This window comes from Paraburkholderia sp. BL21I4N1 (assembly GCF_002973525.1).
In the GTDB taxonomy this organism is placed as follows: Bacteria; Pseudomonadota; Gammaproteobacteria; order Burkholderiales; family Burkholderiaceae; genus Paraburkholderia.
This window is the reverse complement of the sequence record NZ_PVEN01000005.1, coordinates 13,061-38,371: the sequence shown is the minus strand read 5'-3', so window position 1 is coordinate 38,371 and position 25,311 is coordinate 13,061. Positions and strand designations below refer to the sequence as shown.

The 25,311-nt window shown below is 59.4% G+C and carries 29 protein-coding genes and 1 pseudogene; 8 read left to right on the top strand and 22 right to left on the bottom strand.

Features of this window, described 5'->3' with window-relative positions; all coding sequences use genetic code 11:
* Positions 1–34: 34 nt before the first annotated feature.
* The 6 genes and pseudogenes from B0G83_RS14815 to B0G83_RS14790 all read right to left on the bottom strand — a co-directional run bounded on the left by B0G83_RS14815 (position 35) and on the right by B0G83_RS14790 (position 5,235).
* Positions 35–1,120: a phage late control D family protein gene (locus B0G83_RS14815; RefSeq protein ID WP_105508159.1), complete on the bottom strand. Its 1,086-nt coding sequence runs from the start codon at positions 1,118–1,120 to the stop codon at positions 35–37.
* Complete coding sequence (locus B0G83_RS14810) at positions 1,120–1,548, bottom strand: phage tail protein (protein WP_105508158.1); 429 nt, start codon at positions 1,546–1,548, stop codon at positions 1,120–1,122. The genes B0G83_RS14815 and B0G83_RS14810 overlap by 1 nt, the downstream gene beginning before the upstream one ends.
* Positions 1,549–1,827: 279 nt before the next feature.
* Positions 1,828–2,895, bottom strand: a pseudogene (locus B0G83_RS14805) (phage tail sheath protein); the annotation flags it as partial.
* A 57-nt stretch (positions 2,896–2,952) separates the two neighbouring features.
* The gene (locus B0G83_RS14800; protein WP_105508156.1) at positions 2,953–3,288 is read right to left on the bottom strand and encodes a head completion/stabilization protein; all 336 of its coding nucleotides are present in this window, start codon (positions 3,286–3,288) and stop codon (positions 2,953–2,955) included.
* On the bottom strand, positions 3,281–4,174 hold the full coding sequence (locus tag B0G83_RS14795) for a phage major capsid protein, P2 family (RefSeq protein WP_105508155.1): 894 nt from the start codon (positions 4,172–4,174) through the stop codon (positions 3,281–3,283). The genes B0G83_RS14800 and B0G83_RS14795 overlap by 8 nt, the downstream gene beginning before the upstream one ends.
* 41 nt (positions 4,175–4,215) lie before the next feature.
* Positions 4,216–5,235, bottom strand: a complete 1,020-nt coding sequence (locus tag B0G83_RS14790; RefSeq protein WP_105508154.1) for a GPO family capsid scaffolding protein — start codon at positions 5,233–5,235, stop codon at positions 4,216–4,218.
* A 153-nt stretch (positions 5,236–5,388) separates the two neighbouring features.
* On the opposite strand from B0G83_RS14790, the gene B0G83_RS14785 reads away from it, so the two are divergent.
* On the top strand, positions 5,389–7,167 hold the full coding sequence (locus B0G83_RS14785) for a terminase ATPase subunit family protein (protein WP_105508514.1): 1,779 nt from the start codon (positions 5,389–5,391) through the stop codon (positions 7,165–7,167).
* A complete protein-coding gene (locus B0G83_RS14780; RefSeq protein ID WP_105508153.1) occupies positions 7,164–8,201 on the top strand; it encodes a phage portal protein in 1,038 nt (345 codons plus the stop codon). Before B0G83_RS14785 ends, B0G83_RS14780 begins: the two co-directional genes overlap by 4 nt.
* Before the next feature lie 105 nt (positions 8,202–8,306).
* On the opposite strand, the gene B0G83_RS14775 is transcribed toward B0G83_RS14780, so the two are convergent.
* The 12 genes from B0G83_RS14775 to B0G83_RS14735 all read right to left on the bottom strand — a co-directional run bounded on the left by B0G83_RS14775 (position 8,307) and on the right by B0G83_RS14735 (position 16,317).
* The gene (locus B0G83_RS14775) at positions 8,307–8,810 is read right to left on the bottom strand and encodes a hypothetical protein (protein WP_105508152.1); all 504 of its coding nucleotides are present in this window, start codon (positions 8,808–8,810) and stop codon (positions 8,307–8,309) included.
* Positions 8,811–8,891: 81 nt separating this feature from the next.
* Positions 8,892–9,188, bottom strand: coding sequence for a hypothetical protein (locus tag B0G83_RS38180; protein ID WP_146120240.1), 297 nt, complete (start codon positions 9,186–9,188; stop codon positions 8,892–8,894).
* A gap of 379 nt (positions 9,189–9,567) precedes the next feature.
* Positions 9,568–10,149, bottom strand: a complete 582-nt coding sequence (locus B0G83_RS14770; RefSeq protein WP_105508151.1) for an ImmA/IrrE family metallo-endopeptidase — start codon at positions 10,147–10,149, stop codon at positions 9,568–9,570.
* Positions 10,133–10,507 carry a helix-turn-helix domain-containing protein gene (locus tag B0G83_RS14765; RefSeq protein WP_105508150.1) on the bottom strand — a complete coding sequence of 125 codons (375 nt, stop codon included), beginning with the start codon at positions 10,505–10,507 and terminating at the stop codon, positions 10,133–10,135. The genes B0G83_RS14770 and B0G83_RS14765 overlap by 17 nt, the downstream gene beginning before the upstream one ends.
* Positions 10,508–10,998: 491 nt before the next feature.
* Complete coding sequence (locus B0G83_RS38175; RefSeq protein WP_146120239.1) at positions 10,999–12,219, bottom strand: HEPN domain-containing protein; 1,221 nt, start codon at positions 12,217–12,219, stop codon at positions 10,999–11,001.
* Between the two features lie 152 nt (positions 12,220–12,371).
* Positions 12,372–13,394 (bottom strand): hypothetical protein, encoded by a 1,023-nt coding sequence (locus tag B0G83_RS14760; protein ID WP_258167897.1) that lies wholly within the window; start codon positions 13,392–13,394, stop codon positions 12,372–12,374.
* Between the two features lie 36 nt (positions 13,395–13,430).
* Positions 13,431–13,643 carry an ogr/Delta-like zinc finger family protein gene (locus B0G83_RS14755; protein ID WP_105508149.1) on the bottom strand — a complete coding sequence of 71 codons (213 nt, stop codon included), beginning with the start codon at positions 13,641–13,643 and terminating at the stop codon, positions 13,431–13,433.
* Complete coding sequence (locus B0G83_RS14750; protein ID WP_181156879.1) at positions 13,640–13,903, bottom strand: ogr/Delta-like zinc finger family protein; 264 nt, start codon at positions 13,901–13,903, stop codon at positions 13,640–13,642. Before B0G83_RS14750 ends, B0G83_RS14755 begins: the two co-directional genes overlap by 4 nt.
* Positions 13,904–13,917: 14 nt before the next feature.
* The gene (locus B0G83_RS14745; RefSeq protein WP_105508147.1) at positions 13,918–15,708 is read right to left on the bottom strand and encodes a replication endonuclease; all 1,791 of its coding nucleotides are present in this window, start codon (positions 15,706–15,708) and stop codon (positions 13,918–13,920) included.
* A gap of 20 nt (positions 15,709–15,728) precedes the next feature.
* A complete protein-coding gene (locus B0G83_RS38635; RefSeq protein ID WP_181156877.1) occupies positions 15,729–15,872 on the bottom strand; it encodes a hypothetical protein in 144 nt (47 codons plus the stop codon).
* Between the two features lie 8 nt (positions 15,873–15,880).
* A complete protein-coding gene (locus tag B0G83_RS14740) occupies positions 15,881–16,099 on the bottom strand; it encodes a hypothetical protein (protein WP_105508146.1) in 219 nt (72 codons plus the stop codon).
* The gene (locus B0G83_RS14735) at positions 16,096–16,317 is read right to left on the bottom strand and encodes a hypothetical protein (RefSeq protein WP_105508145.1); all 222 of its coding nucleotides are present in this window, start codon (positions 16,315–16,317) and stop codon (positions 16,096–16,098) included. The genes B0G83_RS14740 and B0G83_RS14735 overlap by 4 nt, the downstream gene beginning before the upstream one ends.
* 421 nt (positions 16,318–16,738) lie before the next feature.
* Here B0G83_RS14735 and B0G83_RS14725 point away from each other — a divergent pair, with 421 nt between their 5' ends.
* On the top strand, positions 16,739–17,068 hold the full coding sequence (locus tag B0G83_RS14725) for a helix-turn-helix domain-containing protein (RefSeq protein ID WP_105508143.1): 330 nt from the start codon (positions 16,739–16,741) through the stop codon (positions 17,066–17,068).
* Positions 17,069–17,668: 600 nt separating this feature from the next.
* Here the strand turns inward: B0G83_RS14725 and B0G83_RS14715 are convergent.
* The 4 genes from B0G83_RS14715 to B0G83_RS14695 form a co-directional block, all read right to left on the bottom strand.
* A complete protein-coding gene (locus B0G83_RS14715; protein ID WP_105508142.1) occupies positions 17,669–18,121 on the bottom strand; it encodes a DUF3828 domain-containing protein in 453 nt (150 codons plus the stop codon).
* Between the two features lie 8 nt (positions 18,122–18,129).
* On the bottom strand, positions 18,130–18,504 hold the full coding sequence (locus tag B0G83_RS14710) for a CHAP domain-containing protein (RefSeq protein WP_105508141.1): 375 nt from the start codon (positions 18,502–18,504) through the stop codon (positions 18,130–18,132).
* Positions 18,505–18,675: 171 nt separating this feature from the next.
* Positions 18,676–18,951 carry a BrnA antitoxin family protein gene (locus tag B0G83_RS14705; RefSeq protein ID WP_258167918.1) on the bottom strand — a complete coding sequence of 92 codons (276 nt, stop codon included), beginning with the start codon at positions 18,949–18,951 and terminating at the stop codon, positions 18,676–18,678.
* A gap of 333 nt (positions 18,952–19,284) precedes the next feature.
* A complete protein-coding gene (locus B0G83_RS14695; protein ID WP_105508511.1) occupies positions 19,285–19,698 on the bottom strand; it encodes a rhodanese-like domain-containing protein in 414 nt (137 codons plus the stop codon).
* Between the two features lie 125 nt (positions 19,699–19,823).
* Here B0G83_RS14695 and ftrA point away from each other — a divergent pair, with 125 nt between their 5' ends.
* From ftrA to B0G83_RS14675, 5 genes are all read left to right on the top strand, one after another.
* Positions 19,824–20,846, top strand: a complete 1,023-nt coding sequence (gene ftrA / locus B0G83_RS14690; RefSeq protein WP_105508139.1) for a transcriptional regulator FtrA — start codon at positions 19,824–19,826, stop codon at positions 20,844–20,846.
* A 427-nt stretch (positions 20,847–21,273) separates the two neighbouring features.
* The gene (locus tag B0G83_RS14685; RefSeq protein ID WP_105508138.1) at positions 21,274–21,993 is read left to right on the top strand and encodes an OmpA family protein; all 720 of its coding nucleotides are present in this window, start codon (positions 21,274–21,276) and stop codon (positions 21,991–21,993) included.
* A gap of 55 nt (positions 21,994–22,048) precedes the next feature.
* Positions 22,049–22,513: a transposase gene (locus B0G83_RS14680; protein WP_181156875.1), complete on the top strand. Its 465-nt coding sequence runs from the start codon at positions 22,049–22,051 to the stop codon at positions 22,511–22,513.
* Positions 22,514–23,180: 667 nt separating this feature from the next.
* Positions 23,181–23,411 (top strand): hypothetical protein, encoded by a 231-nt coding sequence (locus B0G83_RS38170; RefSeq protein WP_146120238.1) that lies wholly within the window; start codon positions 23,181–23,183, stop codon positions 23,409–23,411.
* Between the two features lie 51 nt (positions 23,412–23,462).
* The gene (locus tag B0G83_RS14675; RefSeq protein ID WP_105508136.1) at positions 23,463–25,283 is read left to right on the top strand and encodes an OmpA family protein; all 1,821 of its coding nucleotides are present in this window, start codon (positions 23,463–23,465) and stop codon (positions 25,281–25,283) included.
* Positions 25,284–25,311: the final 28 nt, after the last annotated feature.

The window sequence follows — 25,311 nt, the reverse complement described above, 5'->3', positions numbered from 1 at the left end:
AAAACTGACCGTCAACACTCTATCAAAAGAACACCTAGCCGCCTTTCCGGAAGTGCGAGCGGTGCCGTTCCGTGGTTGGGTCGTCGCGCATTTCCATTTCCAGCACCGTTTCGAACCCACTATCGTTGATCGTGTGCGTCGCTTTCTTCACCAGCCACGGCGTTGCGTCGATCTCCGGTTTGAAGCCGGAAACGGTCACGGGCATTTCGGGGAATGCATCGGGCCGCGCGCGGGCGAGCGTGTAGTCGAATGTCGCCTGGCTGCGTTGTGTGCGGTCATACTCGGCCTGCGCCGCCGCGCGCGCTTCGGCTTCGGTCGCGTAGTCTTCCGGCAGCACCTTCATGTTCTTGTTGTTCTCACCGCCGATCACAACCGACTTGCGTTTGCCCTTTGCGTTGGAGTGGTAATGCGCGCGCACGCCCGCATAGTTTTCACGCTGCGCGACGTGGTAGCGGTGCCGGTCGCCGCTCGAACGCGTCAATTCGATCACGCCTAGCGCCTTGCCGCTCACAGTCTTGCCGGTGCCGATCGGCATGAACAGCAAGCGCAAATCCTTCACGTTCATCACGGCGTCGTAGCGCTTCGCAAGGCGCGTCAGAAATGACATATCGCTTTCGTGCGTCTGGTCGATATGGTCGATCAGGATCTTCGCGATCGCGTCGCCGATCGCCGGCTTGAGCGAGTGACGGGTTGCGATCGCGCGCACGATCGCGCCGATCGTCTGCCCATGCCAGCTCTTTTCCCGGCGTTCGTGCATTTCGTTGGTCATCGACGCCGAGCGGGCGCGCACGGTGATCGTATCCGGCGCGCCGCTGTGTTCGGCTTCGTTGACGGTGAATGTCCCCTTGTCGATCAGCGGGCCGCCGACCCATCCGATCGAAACCTTGATTTCAGCGCCGCGCTTCGGGATAGCAAGGTCGTTTTTCGAGTCGTCGAGTACGAGGTCGAGCATGTCGGCTTCGTCGCCGCGCGACTCTGAAATCGAAAGGGAAATGAGGCGCGGTGCAATGAGGCGCGACAGGTCGCGACCGTCGAGCGTCACACGGTAATCGGCTTGTGGTTCGACGTGATCGACCGGGGCGGCCGTGCGGCCGGTGGCGTTGTTCCTGGCTGCGAACATTATTCGTCTACCTCGTCGGCCTTCGCCTTCTGTTTCACCATCGATAGCGCTTCATCGTCCACACGTTTCAGCGTCAGGGAGAATTCGATCTTTCGCGGAATGCCTTCGTTCGTGTGATAGGTCTGCGTCTCGTTCAGCGAGTCAATGGTGAAAGCGCCGTACACATTGCCGGCGCCGTCCACCAGCACATACGCATCGCCGGCGTCGCCCATCGTCGCCAGTTCCTTGATTGACGCGATCGAGCCGACCGACTCGGGCGCCACGGTGCCGGCGAGCGTGATCGTGTCATCGCCCACGCCGACAAACTGGCTTGAGTCGCGGGCGCCGACGCGCGAGCTGGTGCGGTGTTTCCAGTTGCGTTGGCGCTGCAGCTCCCTGAACGGTGCCGAGGTCAGGCTAAACACGAACTGGTCGAGGGACATCATCATGTCTGTTTTCTCCGCTTACTGGTCCGACAGGCTCGACCCACGGCGCGCCTGTTGCGAGCGCTGCGCGCGCTCCAGCTCGGCGCGAACCATTCGACCGACTTCGGCCGTGTCCATGCCCGCCGGCGGGTAAATGTTGATGGTGATCGGGCCGAATGCGGCCGACGCCACATTGCCGGCCGCGCTGGCGCCCGCTGGTGCCGCTGTCAGGGGCGGCCGGGTGTCAATGGGTACGGTCGCCCGAACGATCGGCACGGCGGCCGCCTGTGCGATTGCTGCGCCGTACGACTTGCCCGATTTGAGAACGTCGGTCGTGTTCGGCTCCGGGTCGAACCATGACGAACCGTCGATCAGATAGCCCTGCGATTTCCACTCGCGGAACTTGCCGTTGATGCTTTCGATAATGTCGCGCGCGAGCGACGGATTAAGCGGACCGTCGACGACCGGCATCTGTGCTTCGGCCATCGTGTCGGCCAGCACCTGCGCGGTGCGCGTGTAGTTCTCGAACGCGAACAGCGGATCGTCCGAGCAGGTGCGCGAGCCCCAGAACCGATAGCCGTTACGGTTGATGAGCGTCGTCACTTCCTGTTCGTTGAGATAGCCGGCATCGGTGGCCGGGTCTTGCAGATCCCACGAAACCGGGATGCTGATACCCGTCACACCATTGACCGCGACGTTGGAAAGCGTCTTGTGCCAGCCGGTTGCCTGGTCGATAAGCGCGCGCAAACCAACGGCGTAGGCCGTGGCCGGTACTTCGACCGTCTGGTTGGTGTTGTCGTCCCACGCCAGAAAATTCGGCCAGATCACCATGACTTCGCGCGCGGCAAACTGCTTGCGGTAGGCGGTGGCGTCTTCCTTCGTCTTCGCGCCGGCGGCGTAGATATAGGCGAACCCTTTCAGCGCCTTCGCCGTGGCGGCCAGCTCCGTGCCCACGGCCTGCGTGTCGAGCAGGGGTGCCGCGATAATGCGCGGCTTCACGCCGAGCGAGGCCTGTGCCGAACGCAGCGCCTTGAGGCCGGTGTACTTGCCGTCGGCCGTCACCTTGCCGATGACGTTCGAGGTCGTCTCGGCGTCGTCCTTTCCTTCAGCGACGCGCACCACGACCGTGACCGGCTTCGTCTGTTTGCCGATCGCGTTCAGCGTCTTGTAAAGCGTGCCCTTCTTGCCGGCCTTGCCGAGCGCGGAAATAACGTTCGTCAGCAGCACGGGCGTATCGAGCGGGAAGGCGGTAGCGTCGGCGTCTTCGGCCGTGCAGACGACGCCGACGATCGCCGTCGAGATCGTGCGAATCGGGCGCGTGCCCTGGTTGATTTCTTCGACGCGTACGCCGTGGTGATAGTCCTGCGCCATGTTGTCCTACTCCTGTTGATAGGTGGTGTGGGAGTTGTCCCGGTGGCGTTGCCGGCGTCAGGCCGGAATGGTTTTCACTACATCGGCGACGATTTCGGCGCCCGCATACAGGTAGCGGTTTTGCGTGCCGAAAAACTGCGTCGGATCGGGATCGCCTTCGGCGGCCTTCGCCGGTCTGCATGTGCCCAGCTCCGCATTCACGCTAGCGATCGCGTCGAGCGTGGCGTCACGCAAGCGCTTATAGGTCACGGTGCCGTCGAGCTTCATCGACGCGCGCAAGGCGTTCATGTCGATGTCGGGGAACCAGCCATCGTTCGTGACGATCGCGGCAGTGGCCGGCGAGCCGGGTGTCTGCGGCGTGGTTGGTTCGGCGGTCGCGATAAAGCTATTCATGGCCGTAACTCAGAAAGTGATGGCGGTGGACCAGCGTTCGATTCCCGTTGCCGTCAGGTGTAGGGATTGAACGCTGGTGCCGCCATGCCGGTAGCCCGCCAATGCGTTTCTGGCTCATGATTACGTCAGCCGCGAGGGTTTCGGTCGGCGCCTGCGTCGTGTTGACGATCGGGAAATACTTGTCGTGCATCAGGCCACGGCCGCAGAAAACGAACAGCTCCGTGTCGTCCTGGTGCCACGGATCAACCATGCTCGCGAGAATGTCGAAAACCAGTGCGTCGAGGTTTTCGTAATCGCCGCCCTTGCCGACCTGAACCTTGCCGGCCGTCTTGCTACCTTCGTGCAGCACGCGAGCCGCGGCCTGATCGCGATACTTCTGCAACCAGCCCTTGTTCACGTCCTGCAGCAGCGGATTTTTCGTGCGGTCGGACGTCGCTGCGCGCGAGGTGCCATTGAAGCCGATCGCGATACGGTCGAGAGCCTGGCGTTTGATAATCGCGTCACGCAGAAGCGCCTGAAAGTTGGGAAACTTTGCCCAAGCGTCGAGCTTCGAATAGGTGATGTGTGAATCGAAGTTAGTCTGTGTGCAGACGTAGCCGTTTTCGTCGAGGTCGCTTACATCGGTCGTTTCGCGATCCTGCTTTGTCGTGTCGGTCGTGCCCGCGATCGGCGCGCCGATGCCGAGGCCGAGCTTGGCGCCCTGCTGTTCGGTCACGCCGAGCATGTTGACGCGTTTCAGAAAGTCGCTCGACTCCTGAATGCGGGTTTCCAGCTTCTGCTGCACGCTCGGCGCAACGGCGAATTTCACGGCGGCGCTTTCAACGCCGCTCAGTTTGGCGATTGCTTCAACGTAGGCGTTAAAGGCAATCCGGGTTTCATTGCGCATTTGTAAATTCTCCGGGTAACGGTGAGAGGGGCGAACGCGGGTTAGCAGTCAGTGACAACAGCAGCAGGGGCGCCGGTCGCCGGCGGCCGTGTCGGCGTGTTGCTGGTCTTCGAAAGCTGCGTGTGCAGTTCGTCGAATGCCTTTCGATCGGCTTCACGCTGGTCGGACAGATCCTTGACGGCTTTCGTCAGCGCATCGACCGCGTCGGCCTGTTGTTTGCCGTGTGTGGCGAGCGCTTCGACGGCCTGCCCTACGTCGGCGAATCGCGTGTCGTCGGTCGCCTCCTTTTTCTTCGACTTGCCGAGCAGTTCGGCAACGCGGGAGAGCAGCGCGCCGAACGCCGGCGCTGCGACTTCGTCGAATTCAATCGTCACCGGGTCTTCGGCTGCGGTGAACAGGTTCGTCGGTTTGAGCTTGCGGCCGGCGAACGGCGAGGCGGTCGGGTTCTGCGCGGCGAAAGAGAGGATTTGCGTACCGAGGCTGGCGGGGCTATCCGTTACCGCGAGGCCGACCAGATACGCCTGATTCGTGTCAGCAAACGACGGATCGATTTCGCACGACGTGTAAATCTTCTGTTTCGCCTTCGTCAGCGCGACGAGGTCGGGCGTCGGGGCGATCTGCGCATACAGGCCGAGCTTGCCGGCGAGCGGGCCAGTTTCATTGCGGGTTTCCAGCGCGATCACGTCGCCATATGCCTTAAAGGGGCTGTCGGGAATGATGCCGCGATAGTGTTCGAGGTTCAGCCGCGCGCCGTACATCTCCGGGTTGTAGTTCTTCGCCATCTGCGTGAGCGACGCGCGGTCGATCGTCCGGCCGTCACTCGTCGCGCCTTCAACCGCGATGCGGAAAAACCGGGTCGCCGCGTGCTTGACCGATTGACCGGCGCCGGCCGCTGTGACGGAGCCGATCGCGAGCGCACCGGCGCCGAGGTGGCCGCCGATCAGATCGGCGTGGTTGAGGGCGCTACTCACGGCGAGCGTCGCCGCGTGTGCGTCCATCGTGAAAGCGAATGCGATCGCCGCAACGGCGAACGACATGAGAGACAGTTTGCGGCATTGCATTGTCAGGTCTCCTGCAGGGTGTGAAGGGTTGGTTTGCGTGAGTTCGTATCTTGCGTTTGCACGCGCTGCGGCTCAACCGTTGGCGCATGTCCCCGATATGGGTACAGACGCACGGGGATGCTTGCGCGCGCGCGTCGCGAGAAACTTGGCGCCATGCTAGAAACCGCCGACATCGCCCCTGTACTTGAATCGAATGCCGACCCCCGCCGCATCGCTCGCGCGTTGTACTGGCAGGGATGGCGGGTCACGTCGATCGCACGCCAGCTCGAACTGAAGCGTGCGACCGTCGAGGCATGGAAACAGCGCGACGAATGGGACAAGGCATCGCCAATCGAGCGCATCGAGTCGTCGCTGGAAACACGACTTGCGGTGTTGATCGCGAAGCCGGAAAAGGATGGTCGCGACTTTAAGGAAGTCGATCTGCTGATGCGTCAGGTCGAACGCATGGCGCGTGTCCACAAGTACGGCGAGACAGGCCGGGAGAGCGACCTCAATCCGAACATCGCGGCTCGCAACACGGCGCCGCGCAAACAGAAGGCTGCCCGCAACGAATTCAGCGACGAGCAACGCGACAGGATCGTCGAGGCGTTCCGCGACTCGCTGTTCGACTACCAGAAGGTCTGGTATCGCCAGCGGGATCAACGCACGCGCAACCTCCTGAAATCGCGGCAGATCGGCGCGACGTGGTATTTCGCCCGCGAGGCCCTGGTCGATGCCATCGAGACAGGCCGCAACCAGATTTTTCTATCGGCGAGCAAGGCACAGGCGCACGTGTTCCGACAGTACATGTGCCAGTTCGCGCGCGAAGCCGCAGACGTGGATCTGTCTGGCGAGCCGATCCTGTTGCCGAACGAGGCCATGCTGTATTTCCTCGGCACGAACGCGCGCACCGCGCAGAGCTATCACGGCAACTTCTATTTCGATGAGTATTTCTGGGTCGGTGGCTTTCGCAAGCTGAACAAGGTCGCATCCGGCATGGCGATGCATAGCAGGTGGAGAAAAACGTATTTCTCCACACCGTCGAGCATGCAGCATGAGGCCTATTCGTTCTGGACCGGCGACCACTTCAACCGCGGCCGCGCGAAGGTCGATCACCTGCATCTCGACGTCACGCACAAGGCGCTTGCCCGCGGCCGGCTCTGCGAGGACCGGCAGTGGCGCCAGATCGTGACGGTTGAAGACGCGGTGGCCGGTGGCTGCAGCCTTTTCGATCTCGACGAGCTGCGGCTCGAATACAGCCCCGAGGAATATCTGAATCTGCTGATGTGTCATTTCATTGACGACACAGCATCGATTTTCCCCCTCGCGGACCTGCAGCGTTGCATGGTGGATTCGTGGGAGCTGTGGGAAGACTTCAAGCCACTCGCGCCCCGTCCTTTCGCGTGGCGGCCGGTGTGGGTCGGTTACGACCCGGCGCTATCCGGCGACTCGGCCGGCCTGATCGTGGTGGCGCCCCCGGCGGTGCCGGGTGGCAAGTTTCGCGTGCTGCACAAGGAGCAATGGCGCGGCATGGACTTCGAAGCCCAGGCCGACGCCATCAAGCGCGTCACGCAGGAATACAACGTCGAATATATGGCGATCGACACGACCGGCATCGGCCAGGGCGTCTATCAACTCGTTCGCCAGTTCTATCCGCACGCGGTGGCGCTCAACTACTCGCCTGAGGTCAAGGGGCAGCTCGTTCTGAAAGGCCTGTCCGTGATCGGTAAGGGCCGACTCGAGTTCGACGCCGGATGGACCGATCTCGCGCAGTCGTTCATGGCGATCCGCAAAACGATGACCGCGAGCGGCAGAAAAGTCACCTACGAGGCGAGTCGCAGCGAGGAAACCGGCCACGCCGATCTTGCATGGGCGTGTCTGCACGCACTCGGCAATGAGCCGCTGGAAGGCGTGACCGCGAACAACACTGGTTTTATGGAGTTTTCAAATTGAGCAAACGCAAACCTAACCACACACACGCCGCGGCGACCACGCTTGCAGCAGAACCGCCGGCACGCGCCGAAGCTTTCACGTTCGGCGACGCGATGCCGGTCATGGACCGGGCCGAGATTCTGGACTACGTCGAGAGCTGGTCGGCCGGCGACTGGTTCGAGCCGCCGGTGTCACTCGCAGGTCTGGCGAAGTCGTTCCGTGCCGGCGTGCATCACAGCTCCGCGATTTACTTCAAGCGCAATGTGCTGTCGTCCACGTTCATTCCCCACAGGTTGCTCACGCGCGAAGAATTCGACAAGTGGGCGCTTGACTTCATGGTGTTCGGAAATGGCTATCTTGAGAAACAACAGAATCGCATCGGCGGAACGCTCGCGCTCAAACGCGCGCCGTCGAAATACATGCGGCGGGCAACCGACCTGCAGCGGTTTTTTCAGATCAACGGTATTCAGGAAAAGCACGAATTCGCGGCCGGCAGCATTCACCATCTGATGGAGCCGGATATCAATCAGGAGGTGTATGGCCTCCCCGAATATCTCGGCGCGCTGCACGCGGCCTGGCTCAACGAGTCGGCGACGCTGTTTCGCCGCCGCTACTACGAGAATGGATCGCACGCCGGGTTCATCCTGTACATGACGGATGCAGCTCAAAAGCAGGAAGACGTCGACGCATTGCGCGAGGCGTTGAAAAACAGCAAGGGGCCGGGCAATTTCCGCAACCTGTTCATGTACGCGCCGGCCGGCAAAAAGGAAGGGATCCAGCTCATTCCGGTGTCCGAGGTCACGGCGAAAGACGAGTTTTTCAACATCAAGAACGTGACTCGCGACGACCTGCTTGCAGCCCATCGCGTACCGCCGCAGCTTATCGGTGTGGTGCCGAGCAACACCGGCGGATTCGGTGCCGCGGACACTGCGGCGGAGGTATTTGGCGCTAACGAAATCGAACCGCTCCAGCGTCGTTTTACACAACTTAACGAGTGGATCGGTGAAGATGTTGTACGGTTTAATTCCTACAGCATAAAGCGCACCGGAGTCTGATGAGGTGGAACTCACTGCTCCAAATTGGAATCGTCAGTGGCCGAAGTTAGCCGTATTCGGGCCGCTGACGGGTAAAAATAGCAATCGTGCGACAGCGTCCAAGTATCAATCTGTAGCGAAGGTAATGCCCTCGAATAGCGCGGCGTCGTACCATTTCCGAATCCGCTCGTCTGTGATGAGCGGTGCGATTGTCGTTCGCCACTCGTCGGCGAGCTTGATGGCCGCATCACGGTGACCGGGCATTCGTGCGAGTATCTTCTCCGCCGTGGGAATCAAATGGCTCAACGAAGGGTCCGTCTGGGCTTTCTCAAGTACGGCGCGGTTCCGCGCTTCGGCTTCAACCCACTTTTCAGCCGTTCCGAAATCGTCAATTAATGTGAAGCGGACGTGCTCTCTGGTTAGCAGAAGTTTCGCAAGTTCCGCGGCCGGGTCGCCAGCAGGCGCACGCAACCACGCGAGGAAAGCATCGCCAGGTTCGTTCGCCCAGTCGTAGTCTTTATCGCCGATCATGGCGGCGATACCGGAATAAATCAAAAACGCGGCATTGTCCCTCTCGTCCGCAGGCAGTTTCTCAAACCATGTAGCGATAGCTGATATCGGTTTTTCCATAGTATTTAGTCACTATTTTTCGCATACCACAAAGAAGTATGCTCCCCCGCAAACAATAACGGGGGAGCCCGTGCACAAAGCTTACGCAGCGGCCAGATTATGTCCCGCCCACGCATCGACGCGGGCAACGAATAGCCGAAACGCCAACCCCGCACGTAAGCCGCCGCTTACTGCTTTCTGCGCGAGTGCCCTTACCGAATTCAGATCTGAACCAAATTCGCCAAAGTATTCGGCCGGGGGCAGCGAATATCGACGCCCGTCTGTGGCTGCTACAGATGTTCCGTAGCGAGCAGCCTTCATGCGTGCGTGGAGATCGGTATAGTCACTCCACGTAGCGTTGTTTAAAAGCTCTACACGAACCAGATACCAAGTTGCCATTTTGAAACTCCTAAGAGCCTAGATTGTGTGCGTGCGTCCCCATTCGCACCGTTGGCGCGAACGAAGGTGTAAGGCGAGGCGCGGCACAATGGCCGCGCATCTTACTTATCGACTAGGCGACGATCGCCAGTGTGTGCAAACATGCTCGAATCGGCCAAACCGAAAGCGAACATATTGGCTCACACGGACAAGCCTAGGACGTACGTTCATTCCGAACATAGCGACCTCCATGTAAGAGGCTCGTTGTATTTTTTTCTTGCGCTCGAATGTCCCGGGACCTACAATCCGGCTGCAAATCGACGTTACGAGCCCGGTGGGCGGAACAACGCTTACCGACACCGCTCAATGGAGGGCTAGAGCGCCAACTCTAGTCCTCTGTTCATATCAGACGTTCATTCCTCAGATTTTTCAGCCTATTCTCTGCAGCCTGTGCGCTAACCCCGCACTGCGCCTGCATCTGTTCCAAGTTACCCTGCAAAGCCCGCACGACGTCCACAGGCATGAGCAATTCCGCGGTGAGATTGTTCGCTTGCCACTCGCTGTCCTCCCACCATTCGTGCTGACCCAGTACTGCACCGCGGTGCAAAGTCACAGCGTGATCGAGCACGATATGGCTGAACTCATGCACCACCGTGTAGCGAGAAAATGCATTTCCTTGCTCGAGCTTCTCGTACACGTCTTGCCGAATCACGATGAGTCGCCGCTCGGGAATCGCGAAAGCTGCTGTTTCGACCAGTTCAGGCGAGTCCTCTGGATGAAACGTGTACTCGGCGCGGTGCAAGACGTTCTCAAGCAAATGACTCGCGTCCAGATAGTTCGGACCTTTTCGATAACATCCAGCGTCGATCAAAACAGGGCGTAACTCGTCAGCAACTGCTCTCAACTGCCGACGATTCATAGGCGCTACTTTATAGCCGCTCGGTCGCTTCGGCCCGAACGGCGATTCATTTAGAACGACCATGCTTGCCCTCTCTCTTCAGCCAGTTCATCACTTCGTTAGGAACACCGGCACCCTCGGTCAGCCGTCGCGCGAACGCTGCGACCAACACTTTCTCGTCGCTATCTAACGAGGACACCGGAACAATATCAACCGATCGCGCAACTGCTTCTCGCAGCTCTTCGATCTGGTTACTGCCGATCCTGCCTTGAAAGAATTCGACGGCGTCTTCCGCGATCTTCGCGGTGAGCTGTTTGTCGCCGAGTTCGATCGAACTCAAATATGCAGAGCTGACGGCTAAAGCGTCCGCCATAGTCTTCAACGTAAGCCCCAGATCGAGTCGGAGCTTTCTTACGTAAAGTCCGAAGGGGGTTAGTTTCATGTCATGTGCTCCCGGGAAGAGGTTGTGTGCGAGTCTCGCGGAGTCTTCTGCTCGGCTGAGGAGTAAGCTTTTTAGCTTACGTACTGCAGTATAAGCTTTTCGGCAACCTTGTCAACTATTTAGTTAAGAAGGTTGCCGCTTTGCTGCGACCCTTCTGCGCGCGCACCCGCCGGCCGGTGAGCGGCCCCGCTTGAGAGGCGTGATAACGCAGTCCCCCTCCCCGCCTGCCCTCCTCTTGGGTGGCCCGTTTTGATGCAGTAGGCCGCCGGCCGGTGCGGTGCCAATATGCGCGGGGTTCGGGGCGATTTCAGACCCGACTGCATGATGCGATGTGATGCGCGCGTCGGGTATTCCTCGCAACGGCTCGGCTGGCTTCTAATGCGTCTCGCTGTGCTACGCGAATGTCGCCGCTCCAGCGATACGACGACAGGCCAACAGCGGTCGCCTTTTAGGGCAGCAAGGGTATAGCTCTCCGGTCGGTTTCTCTCGGGCTAATAGCGTCCGCCAAGTAGTAGATTTGTCCATTCCGGCACCTCACCGTTTTTTATGATTTTCCGTATCGCCGAAACGCACAGTTCGACGCCACCCGCGAGCAAATCAGAATTTGGACTTTTAGGATTGTTTTTCCCGAGAGAGCCACTGTGAACAGCAGAAGATCTGAGGTCGTACAGTTTTTGAAATTTTTTAAATAAAATATCACGATCTGCCTGCGTTTCCCCAAGCAGCCACGCGCCGCGCAATCTCAAGGGCAGTGCGATTGGTGAATTTTTATCACTATCCGATAAAAAAAGTGATTCCATGGCGATCCCTAAATCAATCGCCTTCTCCACTTCACTTATATGTTTAATTGCCAAATTAAGTCTGACGAGCGGAGTGGATATAAACATTTTCACCTTGCTACTCAAACGGAAATAGTCGTTAACTATGGTCCTATATTCCTCAATATCCTCGTCATGAATCTCCGTTATGGAATTCGTCTTTGTTTCTTCCGCTCGACTGTACGTCGTTTGGGATAAGTAACGCTTGAACGGCATGCTTTCATCAAGCTCGGTAACATATTGCCGGATGCTTGGTGAGCAAGGCCCTACGAGTGTTAGCAGATGCGACAGTGCGAATAACTGCTCGGCTCCAGCATCAGCCGCGCCCCCATTGGTCACGTTGAACCCAAATGGCATAGATCGCTTTCGCCAGAGCACGGCTTTAGGTGCATCAAACCCCATATCAAAAAATGGCGACGCGCCTCTGCCTAGCATGTAATCCTTCAAAAAATCATTGTATTCCGCCACGGCAGCTTTAATTTGAAATGAAGGGGATTCTGATATCGGAGCGAGCCATATATTATCTGTAATTTCATGGACTCTTGATACGAATACTCCCGATATTAAAGCAATATCGTTTACTGGTGCATCAATGGCCTTGAATATGGCATCAATCGCTTCTGCTGCTTCTTTTGGGGTTTTTTCTTTCGCGTACGTTAATGCGCAGGACGCGAGTGCCCAAGCTTGAATTTTTGTCTGTCCCGAACCGTGGTAAATATTTTTACTCAAATACGGTTTCGTGAACTCGTCATTCTCTAAAAATATCTGCGCCGACGAGTCGGGCTTTGCAGTCAATTGCACCTTGCTGTAATAAGGAGATTCATTATATGTGGGCGGATTGCTTGTGAGGTCGCTTTCAATTGCATGCGCAAATGCGTCGATATCGATGGACAAGTGGGCTTCCTCGCATTGTAAATTGCAGACAGGATACTATGCGGCGATGGCGCAGCATCTTCAAGCCGCACCACGCATCGCAGCGAAGTATCGTCGTACAAATGTGTACCGAATCTCGAGGATATCGCCGGTCTCACAAGATTTGGTGGAGTTTAGAGATTCCGTTTCCCTGCAATGGACTCCGTCTTCGCTTGACTGGCTTGTGCCTGTTGCGCGATCTGTTTGCGAAGGGCCGCGGCTTTCGCTTGCGAGCATCCGACGTACCTCCGAATCTCAGCGACAGTGCCGCGTAGCGTTCCGTCGCGGATCGCGGTAAGCACCCGAGTCACGTCAGCCGCTTGCTCGGCGGTTGGTGCCGTGGCGGTTTGCTCCGGTTTGATCGCATCATTGCCACCCGGCGCAACGGCCTGACTGGCGGCCGTGACTGGCGTGACTCTAAGGCCGTGACTGGCTTCCCGTGCGGGCGTGACTGCCTGGGCGGGCGCTTCGGCAGGCCGCAGCGCAAGAAACCAGCAGAAACATGCGACACCCTCAAGGACCACGGCGAACGCCATGCCGGCGACCAGATCGACGCGGCTGGCGGCCACGCCGAAAGTGGTCAGTAACTCGGCGACCGGATCAGCTTTCGCCGCGGCGCGTTCGGCGTCCGCGCGCTCCAGCGCCAGATCCCAACGCGTGACTTCGGCCGACTCGACGTCGAGTGCGGCGAGCCGCGCAGTAAGAGTCGTGTGTTCGATGCGCACCGCCGCGCACTTCTCGCCGCACTTGCGTTCAGCCACGCGGGCCAGCCGTGCCACGACGCCGGCGCGGTCACTGGCGATCGCGACCAGATCGCGACCGGGCGCGGAGACTGCGGGTACGATTACCGGGACGGCTGCCGCGCGAATCTCGCCGGCATGTTGCTGGGCCATGACGAAAAACACCGCGTGGCCGTAGCAGGTTGCCGCCATGCAGCCCATCCACAGTAAAGCGCCGAGCGCCCGAATGCGCCAGCCATGCGGGCGGCACAAGGCAGGGAGTAGGTGAGCGGCGACAACCAACACGACGCCGATACAGGTCAGAAGCAAGCGTTCTGCGAGCAACCCGCCACGCTGCCAGCCGGCGAGTAGCGACAAACAGGCAGCAGCCACCGTCGCCGCGAGCGCTAGTAAGGCTGGTTGGGCTCTCGTTGGCATGGTCATTTCGTAGTTCATCGCTCCCCCCGGAGCTGGTTAAAGATCAAACTGCAATTCGGTATTGCTTCGCCTCTGCCGCTTAGGTATCGGCAGTTCAGGCGGGAACATTTCGAGCTTCGTGCGGTATGTGTGACCGCACGTCACGTCGTCGCACTGGAAGTCAATCTCCCAATCCGTTTCCGACTTCTTTTCCATCGCTCGCGCGATACCGCGAGCGCCGCAATGCGGGCAAGCGATCGTGAATCTCACGGCCGGTTCTCCCGATTCATTGTCGTGCGCGCGTTCACCGCGCCGCGCAGCATCGGCGACGGTCGAACCTCCAGCAACACGCCTTCCCGCGGCCGGGACGACGCCGACAGTGAGAAAAGGATTTCGAAGCCCGCCGGCGTGCGATAGCCGCAGTCTTCGCAAACGAAATACATGCGCCGCAGCGTTGTGGACAGACCCTCTGTATGGCGTGCGTCAAATTCGCCGCCGCAGCAAGGGCAATCGATCTTCATTTGTGTCATGGGAATTCCTCGCTCTACAGGTTCCATTGACCCCATTCCGCGCAGTCCCCTTCCCCACTGACGCTGATTTCATTGCTGCGATCCAACTGGGCAGCCCGGTCAGCCACCCCTGGCCGAACGCTGCGCGTACAGTTATTGACACGAGTCCGAGTGCTCGCGGCTTCGCCGCTGCGCTGAACCTTCCGCCACTCAAAGCGAGTTGCCGGAACGAAAATTTCTGTTTCCTTCGAGTACGCGCACATACCGTCGACGATGTACGCAACGCCAGTTGCCGCGACGCCGTGCGGTACTTTGACCGGCGCGATACCGTACCGGCCTTCACGATGCTGCGTGGTGCGCTTAACGTAAATCAGACGCTCTTCACCCGCGATGCCACCCATAGCCCGCGCGTATTCCGCCCAGTCCGCTTTGTGCATTTCGGTTTTCTGCGCCGCATGCCATGCGGCCACGATCGCCGGTGATTCTTCGGCGGCTGGGAGGTCTTCGACCTTCACACGCCGCAGCTCACGCCACACGCCAACAGGCGCACCGCCGAACTGCTGAAACTGGCGGATGCCCCACAGCGCCGCCCACGCTTCGACACGCTGCGACGGTGTGATTTCGTCTTCGCCCCACATATCCGCCTGGACGGTGTAGCCCTCTTGTGTCTTGTGGTCGCCCACCGCGTGGCCGTCAATATTCTTTGCGATGTACTTCGCGATGTAGCCGACCGCCGAGCCCTTCGCGCTGTCGATGCGCTCAAACTTCACACGCCGCGCCTGCGCGCCAGCCTCGTCGCCCGAGTCGCGCAGACCATGAGCGCGCATCACCGAGCACACGCGATCGACGTTGTCCGAGAAAATCAGGCCATGCCAATGCGGCGTAGCGTCGTGGTGCGGCTCCGCCACACGCATGCCGAAGTAGGTCACGCCTTCTCGCTTGAGCTGCGCACGAATCCGCGCCCACACCTTGCGCAAATACACCTGCCCGTCGCGAGCCGATGCGCCGTTGTATTTCTTGTTCGGAATGAACCGGGTGCCGTTACCCAATTGGCGAATCGCGTGAAAGCGGCTCGGGCAAGTCAGCGTGAACATCACCCCTTGGAAGTGCGCCGCGATTGCAAGGTCTTCACAGCCGCGCAAACGCGTCATCAACTCGCCGCGTTTCAGTGCTTTGTTGGAAACACTCTTTGCAGCTAGTTCGGCGAGCGTGAAACGGTGGCCGAGTTCGTTTTCCAGCGTGACGGATTCGAGGGTTGCCGTGTTGCGCCGGTTCTGCGCGATGCGCCGGCGCACCGCTTCATCGCTCGCGTAAGGCTCGGCTTTGTAGTGGACGTAATGCAGACGGATGTTCGAATGCTCCAGCGAACGGATGTGCAGACGCCGTAATTGCCGCCGCCACCATAGTTCGCACTTCACGCGAAGCACCTGTTGCGCCGGATTGTCGAAGGCCGGCAGCGCGACGCCGTAAGCGGCACAGGTACGAGCCGCAACGACGAGCGCTTGATTGGCGTCGAGCCCGAGCGCGCGAAGCACAAAATCGTTGGCGAGCGTGCGCGCCTTCATGCAGATTTCGTAATCGGATGCGTCGGGGCGCACCGGCATCGAATCCGGGGCGTGTTCATCTACAAACGCAGCCATGCTGCGATTGGCCGCGTTCATGTCGAACAGATGCGCCGCACCGCGCTTGCTCGCGCTATCACGCCCCGCGCTCTCAGCATTTCGATAAGCCCGCCGGTACCACTTATACGGCAGACGCTTGCGCGCCTTCTGCATGGCGGCAAGCTTCGGCAACTCCGAATTCACCGCATTCGCATAGATCCACATTACGCCTGTCTCCCTTGCAATCAGGCGCGGATAAGCACGCGAACTGCCGCGGGCTCGCTTGATTGCGGTTCGCCGTTGATGGCGCTCCACGCGAGAACAGCAAGCACGGACAGTAGCCAGATCGCCCACAGGGGCATCGGCTTGCGGATCTGCTTGTCTTTCATGAGATGTTTTACCGGATGACGCGGTGCCGTCGCGCCAGTTTGCCAAGGAGGGGGCGCAGTTCGTCCAACGCACGAGCCGCCGCGCGATCACTGCAAGCCGTGCGCGGCGGTGCGTAAAGGACGAATGGAGGAATCATGACCCCGGCGCCGACACCGAACGATGCGAGGTCTTCAATCAGCTCGGTACGGCCCGGCTGTTGATCGATTGGCGTGACGTTGGGATTCATTTGCGCCCCGCCGTTTCGTGCAGAGCGGCGTTTAGCGCCTCGTCGCGGGTCAGCAAAAACGGATCACCGCGCAGCGCAGTTTCTTCGTACCAGTGGATTTGCCGGCGACCGACGATGAAGTAGCCACCGCGCGCATGTTGCTCGAAGTACGGGCCGCATTCCAGGACGCCCGGTGCGACTACGCGCGGCTTTGCTTGTTGAATATCTGCGTTCGTCATGCCGTACCCACGACAGTCAGGTGCGGCCGACCTTGTTGGCGTGCGCGGTAGCGCGCTCGCTGCAGCTGATTATGCGTGTTCAGCTCACGCCGAATTGCTTCGGCATCGTCAAAAACGCATCGGTCTGTTACCGGCAACTTGATACCGGCGTGTGTAACTTGCAACGAAATGTGTCGCATGTAACCTCCCCTTGCTCTACCCCTTGAACGATTTGAAGCGCAGAAGTCGCCCGGCGGCTGGGGAGCAATTCCAGCACCGGCGGGGTAGAACACCGGCTGCCAAGGCGACAGGCGGAGGATAGTTCGAGACCTAAAACTATGTCAAGGGCTCGAATCATTCGTAACCCTCGATCGTTGCATATTCTCGAACATCGAACTACGCTACGCATCAGGGTTAATCTTGAATTTCAAGGGGTTACAAGATGAAAGGAACAGTTGACTATCTGGACGACGCGAAGCGTTGTCTCAAAGTCGAATCTGACTACGCGCTTGCGAAAGCGCTGAATATTCGCGCCTCGACGATCAGCGGCTACCGTGCAGGACGCAGCCATTTCGACGAAACGACTGCTCTGAAAATCGCTGTGGCTTGCGGTATCGAACCGATGGAAGTTATCGCGGCGGCTGCTTACGAGCGCGCGAAATCGCCCGACGTCCAGTCGATCTGGATGGGTGCTTGGGAAAAATTTTCCACGGGTTTTCGGTGGCTGGCGCTACCCGCTAACGCTTGTGGGGCTTGGGCTCCGCAGGTGTAACGCCAGCTTTTAGTTAGTAAGTTCGTTTATCTTATGTCAAATTAAACGGCTAACCTTCGTTCGACGGTGCTTACAAGTGAAATCGCATCGAACTGCTCTGCCGGCTCGCGCTCGACGCGCTCAGCATTTGAGAATCAGAACGTCCCTACGTCTTCCGACGAACCTGCTGTAGTCGCGAACATCGATCCAGAACCCGCAGCGCCCCACGTCCCACTGGCCGAATTGCTTGCCTGGATTGGCGTGTAGGCGCCGCACTTTCTGTCTAGCCGACGCAGCTTCGCGCTCTATGTTGGCGGATTGAATGTCGTCGACGAAATCCGGCGTGCCAAGCACGAAGGCCGGTTTTCAGCGGTGCTTGCGCGTTGGCATGAGCAGGCTTTCGAGCTGCCGCGCATGTGGCGCTCAGGTCGAATGTTTTCCGGTATTGCCCCCGGCCTACATGCACGAAAGCACAGGCCTTAGCTCTAACGGGGCGGAGAGCCTTCCTAATTCCGCGCACCAAGCGCATTGCGGCTGCGTAGGCGGCCCTACCCGCAAAAAAGCCTGCAATTCGCAGGCTTTTGCATGCTCACTTTCGAAATCCCCCGTTTTCTTGACGGGCTATTTGTAGTCGAGCGTGTCGTCAACCTTGACGATCTTCCAGGCGCTCCCTTGCTTTCGCAGAAATACCAGCACACTGACCTTATCCGTCGATCCGAACGTCACAGGAACAACAGCCGCATCGCCGAGCATCAGTGTCGGTTGCGTCGCGATGTTGTTCGCCCAGTCCTTGTCGTCGTAGTCTTGGACTTTCGTGAAATAGTCGCTGTCGCCGGGCAGGCGGTTATGGTGATAGTCGTCCCGCAACTTGTCGACAGTTGCCTTCATCACGTAGCTGTAAATGTTTTTGTCCAGTAGCGGATACTTCGCGCCTGATTGCACCTTGATATACCAACTGTAAAACGCTTTGGTACTGTCGCCTGGCGTTGAGGTATCCGCGAACGCCGAATGCTGAAAAATCGTTGCGCTAATGAGCAGGACAAGAGAGACAGCGAGCGTCAATAATTTCTTCATCTTCCGTCTCAGTTGTATCGGTAGGTTTTGTAGGTCGGGTGTGCCTGTCGATAGGCCGGTCCCGGATAAAACCCTTGCGGACCGGGATGCGTCTGTTTGAAATCAGAAACCCATATCGAACCGTCAAAAATCGCCATGTGCCCTGCGGGATGCCCTGGAGCCGGCTGGATCACAACTACGTCGCCTTGCTGCGGTGCGAGGCTGGTTTCACGAAAACCCATAGCCTCAAGTAACGGACCGTAGTCTTTCGCAAAATGTGCGTGATGCAGAGATATTCCTCCGGCCTCAACAGCGAGGCGAACGTATCTCGCGCAGTTGCCTGTACTTTGTGACTCGGCGTGGATATCTGCATATTGAGCTGCGGCAGATTTGTCGAACGGCATTTCGGCTCCTGTGAATGAAATTCGGCAATTGGCGATGGAACGCTATCACAGGAGAGATTTCTAATGTTCAAAAAAACTTGTGAGAAACAATGTTATGCCGTCCGCATTTACAGTGGCAAAAGAGAAAGGGGCGTCTAGCGCCCCCGCAAGCCGGATCGCGTTTCGCTGCGTTCAGACGTGGTGCGTTTGAAGCCAGTCGCGCAGCGCGTTGTTCATGCGTGTTTGCCATCCGTCGCCGCTGGCCCTGAATCGCTCAAGAATATCGGCGTCATAGCGCACGGTAACGGCCTCTTTCGGCTTGGCGAGCTTCGGCCGGTCGCCTCGACGTTTCATCTGCGCGAACTGCTCGTCGGTTGGCTCAAACGTGTCAGGATCGGCCGCGATGCCGCGTGCGATCGCGGCCTCCTCTTCCTGCGTGTTACGAATCAACGCTGGTTGCTTTTTTATATCGGTCAATCTCCCGCTTGTTGGCTTTGCGCAGACTGATAACCCGGAAGGTTTCGCCGCGCTGCGTGAAGACGATGCAATAGAGTCGGGCATCGATTACGACATAGCCTATTTCGCGCAATTTTGGGCGTGGCCGCGTTTCGCCGGTTCGCCGCCACGACCTCGCAAGGCCGGAACGGTGGCAATCGACCGGAAGTAGCGTAGCGGTCCAACGGCACCCTACGCAGCCACCGGTCGGCTCCAAATCGGGAGCCGACCTTCGGCGCAATTGGAGCCGTGACTATTCCCCCATCACGATTTCAAGGCACCGTCATTTGGCGTCCTTCAACGCGATCACCCGACAGCATCGCTCACCGTGAGGCTGCAGCCCTCGTCGAGCCATCCCGTGATCCCGCCAATCATGACCTTCACCGGCCGGCCCAGTTGCGCAAGCCGTATCGCGCCACGTGTCGCCCCGTTGCAATGCGGACCCGCGCAGTACGTGACGAAAAGCGTATCGGATGGATAGGTCACCAGCTTCGACTCGACTATTTTGCCGTGCGGCAGATTGAGCGCGCCCGGCACATGGCCCTTCGCGAACAGCGCCGGACTGCGCACATCGAGCAGGACGAAACCGGGCGCGCCGCTGGCGAGCGCGCTGGCGATATCGGAGCAATCGGTTTCGAATTGCAGCGTCGCGCGGAAGTGAGCAAGCGCGGCCGCGCTATCGGCGGCGGGAACGGCGGTGACGGCGTTGGTAGTCAGCATGTTTGAATCCTGCATGAGTGCTCCGATGAACATGGCCCTGGCAAAGTGATCCAGGAGCCTCATTCTGGCGTCGGGTCGCGAACCGCATAAGTGGCGTAATCGTCAATCTCCAGTAACATCGCGCCATGGACAATCATCTCGTCGTCGCACTGGTCTACGACCGGCTCTGTACTTTCGAATTCGGCTGCGTGACCGAACTGTTCGCGCTCGAACGTCCGGAGCTCGGTGTCGACTGGTATCGGTTCGCGGTTTGCGCGAGCGAGCCCGGACCGCTCCGCGCCGCAGGCGGCATCACGGTCGCCGCGCCCTACACGCTCAAGCTGCTCGGGCTCGCGGATACGATCGTGGTGCCCGGCTGGCGCGACGCGGACGAATTGCCGCCCGACGCGCTACTAAAGAAGATCCGCGCTGCCTACCAGCGGGGCGCGCGTCTTTGCTCGATTTGCTCCGGCGTGTTCGTACTGGCAGCGGCTGGCGTGCTCGACGGCAAAACCGTCACAACCCACTGGCGATACGCGACGAAACTGCAGCAGCGCTACCCGCTAGTGCGCGTGCAGTCCGATGCGCTGTATGTCGACGAAGGACAGATCATCACGTCGGCGGGCTCGGCTGCGGGGCTGGACATGCTGCTTCATCTGGTGCGACGCGATTACGGTAGCGCGGTGGCGAATCGGGTCGCACAGAGGCTCGTGGTGGCGCCCCATCGGGAAGGCGGTCAGGCGCAGTTTGTGCCGCGTCCCATGCCGCGGGACGAGAGCGGACGTCTGGCGAAGTTGATGGACTGGGTGCGCCAGCACCCTGCTTTGCCGCACACGCTGCGCTCGCTGGCAGAACGGGCTGCGATGAGCCCGCGTACGTTGCAACGGCAATTTCATGACACCGCCGGCATGGCACCGTACGAATGGCTTGTGCGTGAACGCGTGGCGGTGGCCCGTGAGATGCTCGAAGCGCAAACGCCCTTGCCGATTGGCCGCATCGCCGAGTTGGCGGGGTTCGGCTCGGAGGAATCAATGCGCCGGCACTTCCGACGTATCGCGCTCACGAGTCCGGCCGCATACCGGGAGAAGTTCGGGCATGGCGCAAGGGCTCAGAAATTCGATCATGGCGTCGTAGCCATTACCTCGCAAGAGCGGAGCGGTGGCAAATAACCCACTTCGGCCGTCGCCCCAAGGCGAGCACGCTTGCCTCGCATCGAGGGAAAAACAAAAAAAGGCGCGCCGACGGAGAGAGGGATCGGCGCGCTTGACGGAAATACTTCGTCCAACGAGAGCGATGGCTGCCGCCGAGGAACGGCATCATCAAAAACGATCTTACGACCCGAAGAGTCGCGACGTTGCGAACAAATGTCACTTCATTGCCTGCATGGCGTACCCGGGTTTTATTTCGGTCGGCGCACGTCGGATGGCCGCATCAGTCGACATTCTGTGACATTCGACGTCTGTGGAATCGCTAGCATCAACTCTGCGTTGCAGCATGAGGATTGCAATCCTTTAAGCGTGCAACGAGGCACGCGTGCGTGACTTTTCGAAGAGACGATAAATGGCGATGAAATTGACTACGACGAGCAGGGTTGAAATGACACGGAAACTCGGATTGATGCTGTTGGCCGCGGGTACGCTTGCGGGATGTTCCGCCGCGTCGGGACCCACATTTAGCGCCTACACGATCGCCCTGCCGAATAACGAAAAGGCATTCCAGGTCAATTGCAATGGGCTTTTCGACAGTTCGAACACCTGCTACTCGAAGGCGCGTGAAATCTGCGGTAATCGACCCGTGCACCCGTTCCGCGAAATTTCGCCGCTCGCGGCTGCCGGCAGCCAGCGCGACGTGCACACCCTGATGTTCCAGTGTGTCCCGACACCTGTCACGCAAGCAGCGCCTGTCGTCGCTCCCGCGGCGCCGGTCGCGCAACCGGCAGCGCCAACGGCTTCCCCTACTCCGCCGGCACCACAAAAAGTCTCGTTGAATGGCGACGCCAGTTTCGATCTGGATAAGGCCACGCTGACGTCGGATGCGCGCAACCGTCTCGACGCGCTGATCAATGCAGCGGTGGGCGCGACGCTTAATACGGTCGCCGTGAACGGCTACACGGATTCGACTGGAAGCGCCGCCTATAACCAGGCGCTGTCGACGCGTCGAGCGCTGAGCGTCGCGCAGTACCTGAGAGATCACGGCCTGAGAGCGCGGCAATTCCTCGTGACGGGGTATGGCCAGGCGAATCCTGTGGCATCGAATGAAACGCCGAGCGGGCGCGCGAAAAACCGGCGAGTGGAAATCGTACCGGATAGCCAGTGAATTGCATTTCACTGACTGTGTTAATCGCGGACCGCTATTTCGAACACCAGGCACGATGAAACAGGAAACCACCGGTCCGCAGTCGTTGCGGGCCGTATTGCACGTATCGGACGCGATTCCCGGCGTGGAACATGGCGACGTGACCGATATTCAGTGGACTCACGTCGAGCCGCTGTTCACGCAGTTCTACGCCCGCACCGAAACGCGCGGACGCCCCGCGGCCGATAGACGCGCGACCCTGAACGGTATTCTCTGGAAACTCGTCCATGGAAAACCATGGGCCGATCTACCCGACAGATTTCCCAACGCGAAGACCTGTCATCGGCACTTCGGGATCTGGTTGCGCTGCGGCCTTCTCGGCAATGTACTGTGGGAACTGTTCGACGATCACGTCCGGTTCATGGACGCGGCCGCACGTTCGGTTCGACGCCCGCCGTCCCAACGACGCCGGCGCAGTGCCGACGAGTCCGCCGGACTCGACTGGCGGCCGCCCGAGGGCAAGAGCATCCCGTCGCGTTGAGCTTCAACCTGTCCGTTGAATCGACAAACCACGCCCGCCTTCTCTCGCTGGAATGAGATCACCTGAACGTGGTCTGCGAGAACACGGGCGGAACGCACCAGACCAGAATCAGCAAGACCAGTACTAGCCCAAGAACCCAGAGCGCTCCCTTGAGAACATCGCGTGCGTTCATATCGACCACCCGGTCGTGAAGATCTGGTTGGCAGGAGTGACATTCACGCGCTGGTCGCTGTATTGCCGTGCATTAACGGCAACGTGCCCGGCGATGGGCGGGAGGTTGTACATATCGGGTATTTAAGCTTGATTGGTTGCATGCGCCAATGAGCAGCAACGCATGCCAACCCAAAGACAGCGCGGAAGTTATCACGTCCACGATTCAATTCAATCTGCTTTTTAAGCCCTGTAATCAATCCGCGACACCAGTCGAGTCGTTTAATTAAAGCTCACCAAAGTTCACATTCAACGAATTGCGCGGCGTTTAAAGTGGGTGCGTCGCCGGGGTCGCAGAACCCACGTCCCAGTCGAGAGATTGTGACTGTCGAGCGGCATTGCCGGTATGCAGTACTTCGTTAACGGTCTATCCCCCGGTAGACCGTTTTTTATTTACCGGATCGAGGCGCTACGGCAAGGGTCTCCCATGCCATCTATCTTCTTTCGAGCAACCATCATGAAATCAAAAACGATCGCGAACCATGTGATCGCGTCTCTCCTCGCCACGTCGTTCGCCGCTTTCGCCCAACCTTTCGACGATGGCCACCACGCGGGACCGGGACTTCACAACAGCCAGGAGCCCGACGGACATCCGGCATGGCGGGATCGCGGCCCCGAGTCTCATGACGCCTATGCAGCACGTCCGGACCGCCCAATCCCGCACACCGTCCAGTCACCGGGCAACTGAATCGAATTGTCGACGGCAAGTTCGAAGCATTGCAATGAGAAGAGGCCAAGAATGAAGAGCATCGATCTTTCCCAATCCGTGAACGACGTCTTTTCCGCGTCACTCTGGCCGGGTCTTTCGGAAAAAATTGGTCTGCCGGCGGAATTGCTCATGAAGGTCGTCGCGCATACCGGCCCTGCCCTGATCGCATCTCTAATGGCTAGCGCGGTAACACCCAACGGCGTGGCGGGGTTATTTTCCGCCGTAATGTCAGCCGACTCGAATGCTCGTATCGGCGAGCAATTCGCGCAGCAGTGCAGCACCATGTCGGGTATTAAAGATCTTGAAGTCGTCGGCGAGTCACTTATTGCGCGCGGTACTGGTCGACGTATTGCGGTAGCCAGCGACCCGATATCGAATCAAACCGGTATTCCCCCGCAGGCGGCACACGTCATGACCGCGCTGGTCGGCGCTGTGTTGTTTGGCGTGTTGAAACATCACGTGCTGCTCGAAGAAGGCACGTCGAGTGGACTACCGGCACTGCTCGGCGCTCAACTGCCGGCGGTCTCGAAGTTCTTGACCCATGACACGGCCGATTCGATCGGATTCGACAACGCCGCCAACTTTAACGCTTCGATTCTCGGGCGGCTCGAACGGGTATCCACGACTCTGACGCAGCCGTCGCATGCAGAAGAGGATGTCGTCCGGCGTACGGCCCCCTCCTCCTTGCACGAAACGGTTGCGCCTGCAACGGGTACGCGGTCTTCGCGCAGGTTCGTCGGGTTACTGTTCGCGGTGCTGTCCGCCGTGCTGATCGGGGTTTTCACGTACGGCTATTTTCACGCCAAGCCGGGTGTAGAACGGATAACGTCGTTGCGTGAGTCGAGCGAGGGGGTCATTACGCCCGCTATGCCGGCCATACCCGCGACCGCATCCGCCGCGCTTGCGGTTCCGGCCCAGCCGCCTATCGGCTCATCCTCGCCGCAGCTTCCCTCCGCCGCTTCGGCGACCACGCCGGCAGGCGCGACCACGCCCGCCTCGACGCCAACCGCGGCTTCGGCCGCGCAGTCGGCGTCGGATCCCGTATCGAACCTGGCCACACGGAACGGCCAACTCGCCTTCAGTGTGAACCAGGCAGGCTTACCGACCTTGACTGCAACCGTCAGTAGCGACGCCGAGCGGAACGTACTGGCCGAGGCGTTGACTCGACAATTCGGCGCGGGCCGCTTCGCTGCTGAACTGAAGGTCGATTTGAGTTCAGGACAAGCCAGCTGGATGTCGCATATCGACGAACTCCTGCGCTTGATGGCCGTACCTCGCGCGGAGGTCGCGATAGAGGGAACGCACATCGAGCTAAGCGGCGCGGCGACGAACCTGGCGCTTGGCTGGCAACGACGTCTGCAGAGCGTGTTCGGTCAGTCGTGGCAGATCGGTCAGTTCAAAGCCGATCAAGCCGTCGATCAAGCGACCGTGTCATTCTTGAGCGCGATGGCGAAAATGCTCGATGCAGGTGGCGGATGCGCCAGCGCGGATGTCATCAAGGTTCTGAATTTGCAGGTCGTGGATTTCGCGGAATCCAGCGGACACATTCCCTCCTCCGCCCGGGAAAACCTCGCCGAAACGGCACAACTTCTCAAAGCCTGTTCAGACGGCGGGCATCCCGTGCCGTTGAATATCGAGGCGTTTTCCGACAACGCGGGCGACGAGCGGGCCAACCTGGCGCTTTCCCAGAAACGTGCCGACTCGGTGCGTGCGTTCATGATGGAGACGGGCGTGAAACCGGATTTGTTGACGGCCAGAGGCTATGGCGCGGCCAGCCCCATCGCCAGCAACGCCACGGCAAGCGGGCGCTTTGCCAATCGCCGTATCGCGTTTGTTCTGGCACAACCGTAATGACCGGACGGTCGAGTCGATCCGGCCA

Bases quoted from the DNA above. Each gene is read 5' to 3' on its own strand.
- B0G83_RS14775 (WP_105508152.1), bottom strand. From the start codon at position 8,810: ATGGAAAAACCGATATCAGCTATCGCTACATGGTTTGAGAAACTGCCT.
- ftrA (WP_105508139.1), top strand. From the start codon at position 19,824: ATGGACAATCATCTCGTCGTCGCACTGGTCTACGACCGGCTCTGTACT.
- B0G83_RS14680 (WP_181156875.1), top strand. From the start codon at position 22,049: ATGAAACAGGAAACCACCGGTCCGCAGTCGTTGCGGGCCGTATTGCAC.
- B0G83_RS14815 (WP_105508159.1), bottom strand. From the start codon at position 1,120: ATGTTCGCAGCCAGGAACAACGCCACCGGCCGCACGGCCGCCCCGGTC.
- B0G83_RS14790 (WP_105508154.1), bottom strand. From the start codon at position 5,235: ATGCAATGCCGCAAACTGTCTCTCATGTCGTTCGCCGTTGCGGCGATC.
- B0G83_RS14710 (WP_105508141.1), bottom strand. From the start codon at position 18,504: ATGCCGTTCGACAAATCTGCCGCAGCTCAATATGCAGATATCCACGCC.
- B0G83_RS14740 (WP_105508146.1), bottom strand. From the start codon at position 16,099: ATGAATCCCAACGTCACGCCAATCGATCAACAGCCGGGCCGTACCGAG.
- B0G83_RS14685 (WP_105508138.1), top strand. From the start codon at position 21,274: ATGACACGGAAACTCGGATTGATGCTGTTGGCCGCGGGTACGCTTGCG.
- B0G83_RS14675 (WP_105508136.1), top strand. From the start codon at position 23,463: ATGAAGAGCATCGATCTTTCCCAATCCGTGAACGACGTCTTTTCCGCG.
- B0G83_RS14785 (WP_105508514.1), top strand. From the start codon at position 5,389: ATGCTAGAAACCGCCGACATCGCCCCTGTACTTGAATCGAATGCCGAC.
- B0G83_RS14770 (WP_105508151.1), bottom strand. From the start codon at position 10,149: ATGGTCGTTCTAAATGAATCGCCGTTCGGGCCGAAGCGACCGAGCGGC.
- B0G83_RS14800 (WP_105508156.1), bottom strand. From the start codon at position 3,288: ATGAATAGCTTTATCGCGACCGCCGAACCAACCACGCCGCAGACACCC.
- B0G83_RS14750 (WP_181156879.1), bottom strand. From the start codon at position 13,903: ATGACACAAATGAAGATCGATTGCCCTTGCTGCGGCGGCGAATTTGAC.
- B0G83_RS38180 (WP_146120240.1), bottom strand. From the start codon at position 9,188: ATGGCAACTTGGTATCTGGTTCGTGTAGAGCTTTTAAACAACGCTACG.
- B0G83_RS14725 (WP_105508143.1), top strand. From the start codon at position 16,739: ATGAAAGGAACAGTTGACTATCTGGACGACGCGAAGCGTTGTCTCAAA.
- B0G83_RS14810 (WP_105508158.1), bottom strand. From the start codon at position 1,548: ATGATGATGTCCCTCGACCAGTTCGTGTTTAGCCTGACCTCGGCACCG.
- B0G83_RS38635 (WP_181156877.1), bottom strand. From the start codon at position 15,872: ATGAAAGACAAGCAGATCCGCAAGCCGATGCCCCTGTGGGCGATCTGG.
- B0G83_RS14795 (WP_105508155.1), bottom strand. From the start codon at position 4,174: ATGCGCAATGAAACCCGGATTGCCTTTAACGCCTACGTTGAAGCAATC.
- B0G83_RS14735 (WP_105508145.1), bottom strand. From the start codon at position 16,317: ATGACGAACGCAGATATTCAACAAGCAAAGCCGCGCGTAGTCGCACCG.
- B0G83_RS38170 (WP_146120238.1), top strand. From the start codon at position 23,181: ATGAAATCAAAAACGATCGCGAACCATGTGATCGCGTCTCTCCTCGCC.
- B0G83_RS14745 (WP_105508147.1), bottom strand. From the start codon at position 15,708: ATGTGGATCTATGCGAATGCGGTGAATTCGGAGTTGCCGAAGCTTGCC.
- B0G83_RS14765 (WP_105508150.1), bottom strand. From the start codon at position 10,507: ATGAAACTAACCCCCTTCGGACTTTACGTAAGAAAGCTCCGACTCGAT.
- B0G83_RS14695 (WP_105508511.1), bottom strand. From the start codon at position 19,698: ATGCTGACTACCAACGCCGTCACCGCCGTTCCCGCCGCCGATAGCGCG.
- B0G83_RS14715 (WP_105508142.1), bottom strand. From the start codon at position 18,121: ATGAAGAAATTATTGACGCTCGCTGTCTCTCTTGTCCTGCTCATTAGC.
- B0G83_RS14760 (WP_258167897.1), bottom strand. From the start codon at position 13,394: ATGCCAACGAGAGCCCAACCAGCCTTACTAGCGCTCGCGGCGACGGTG.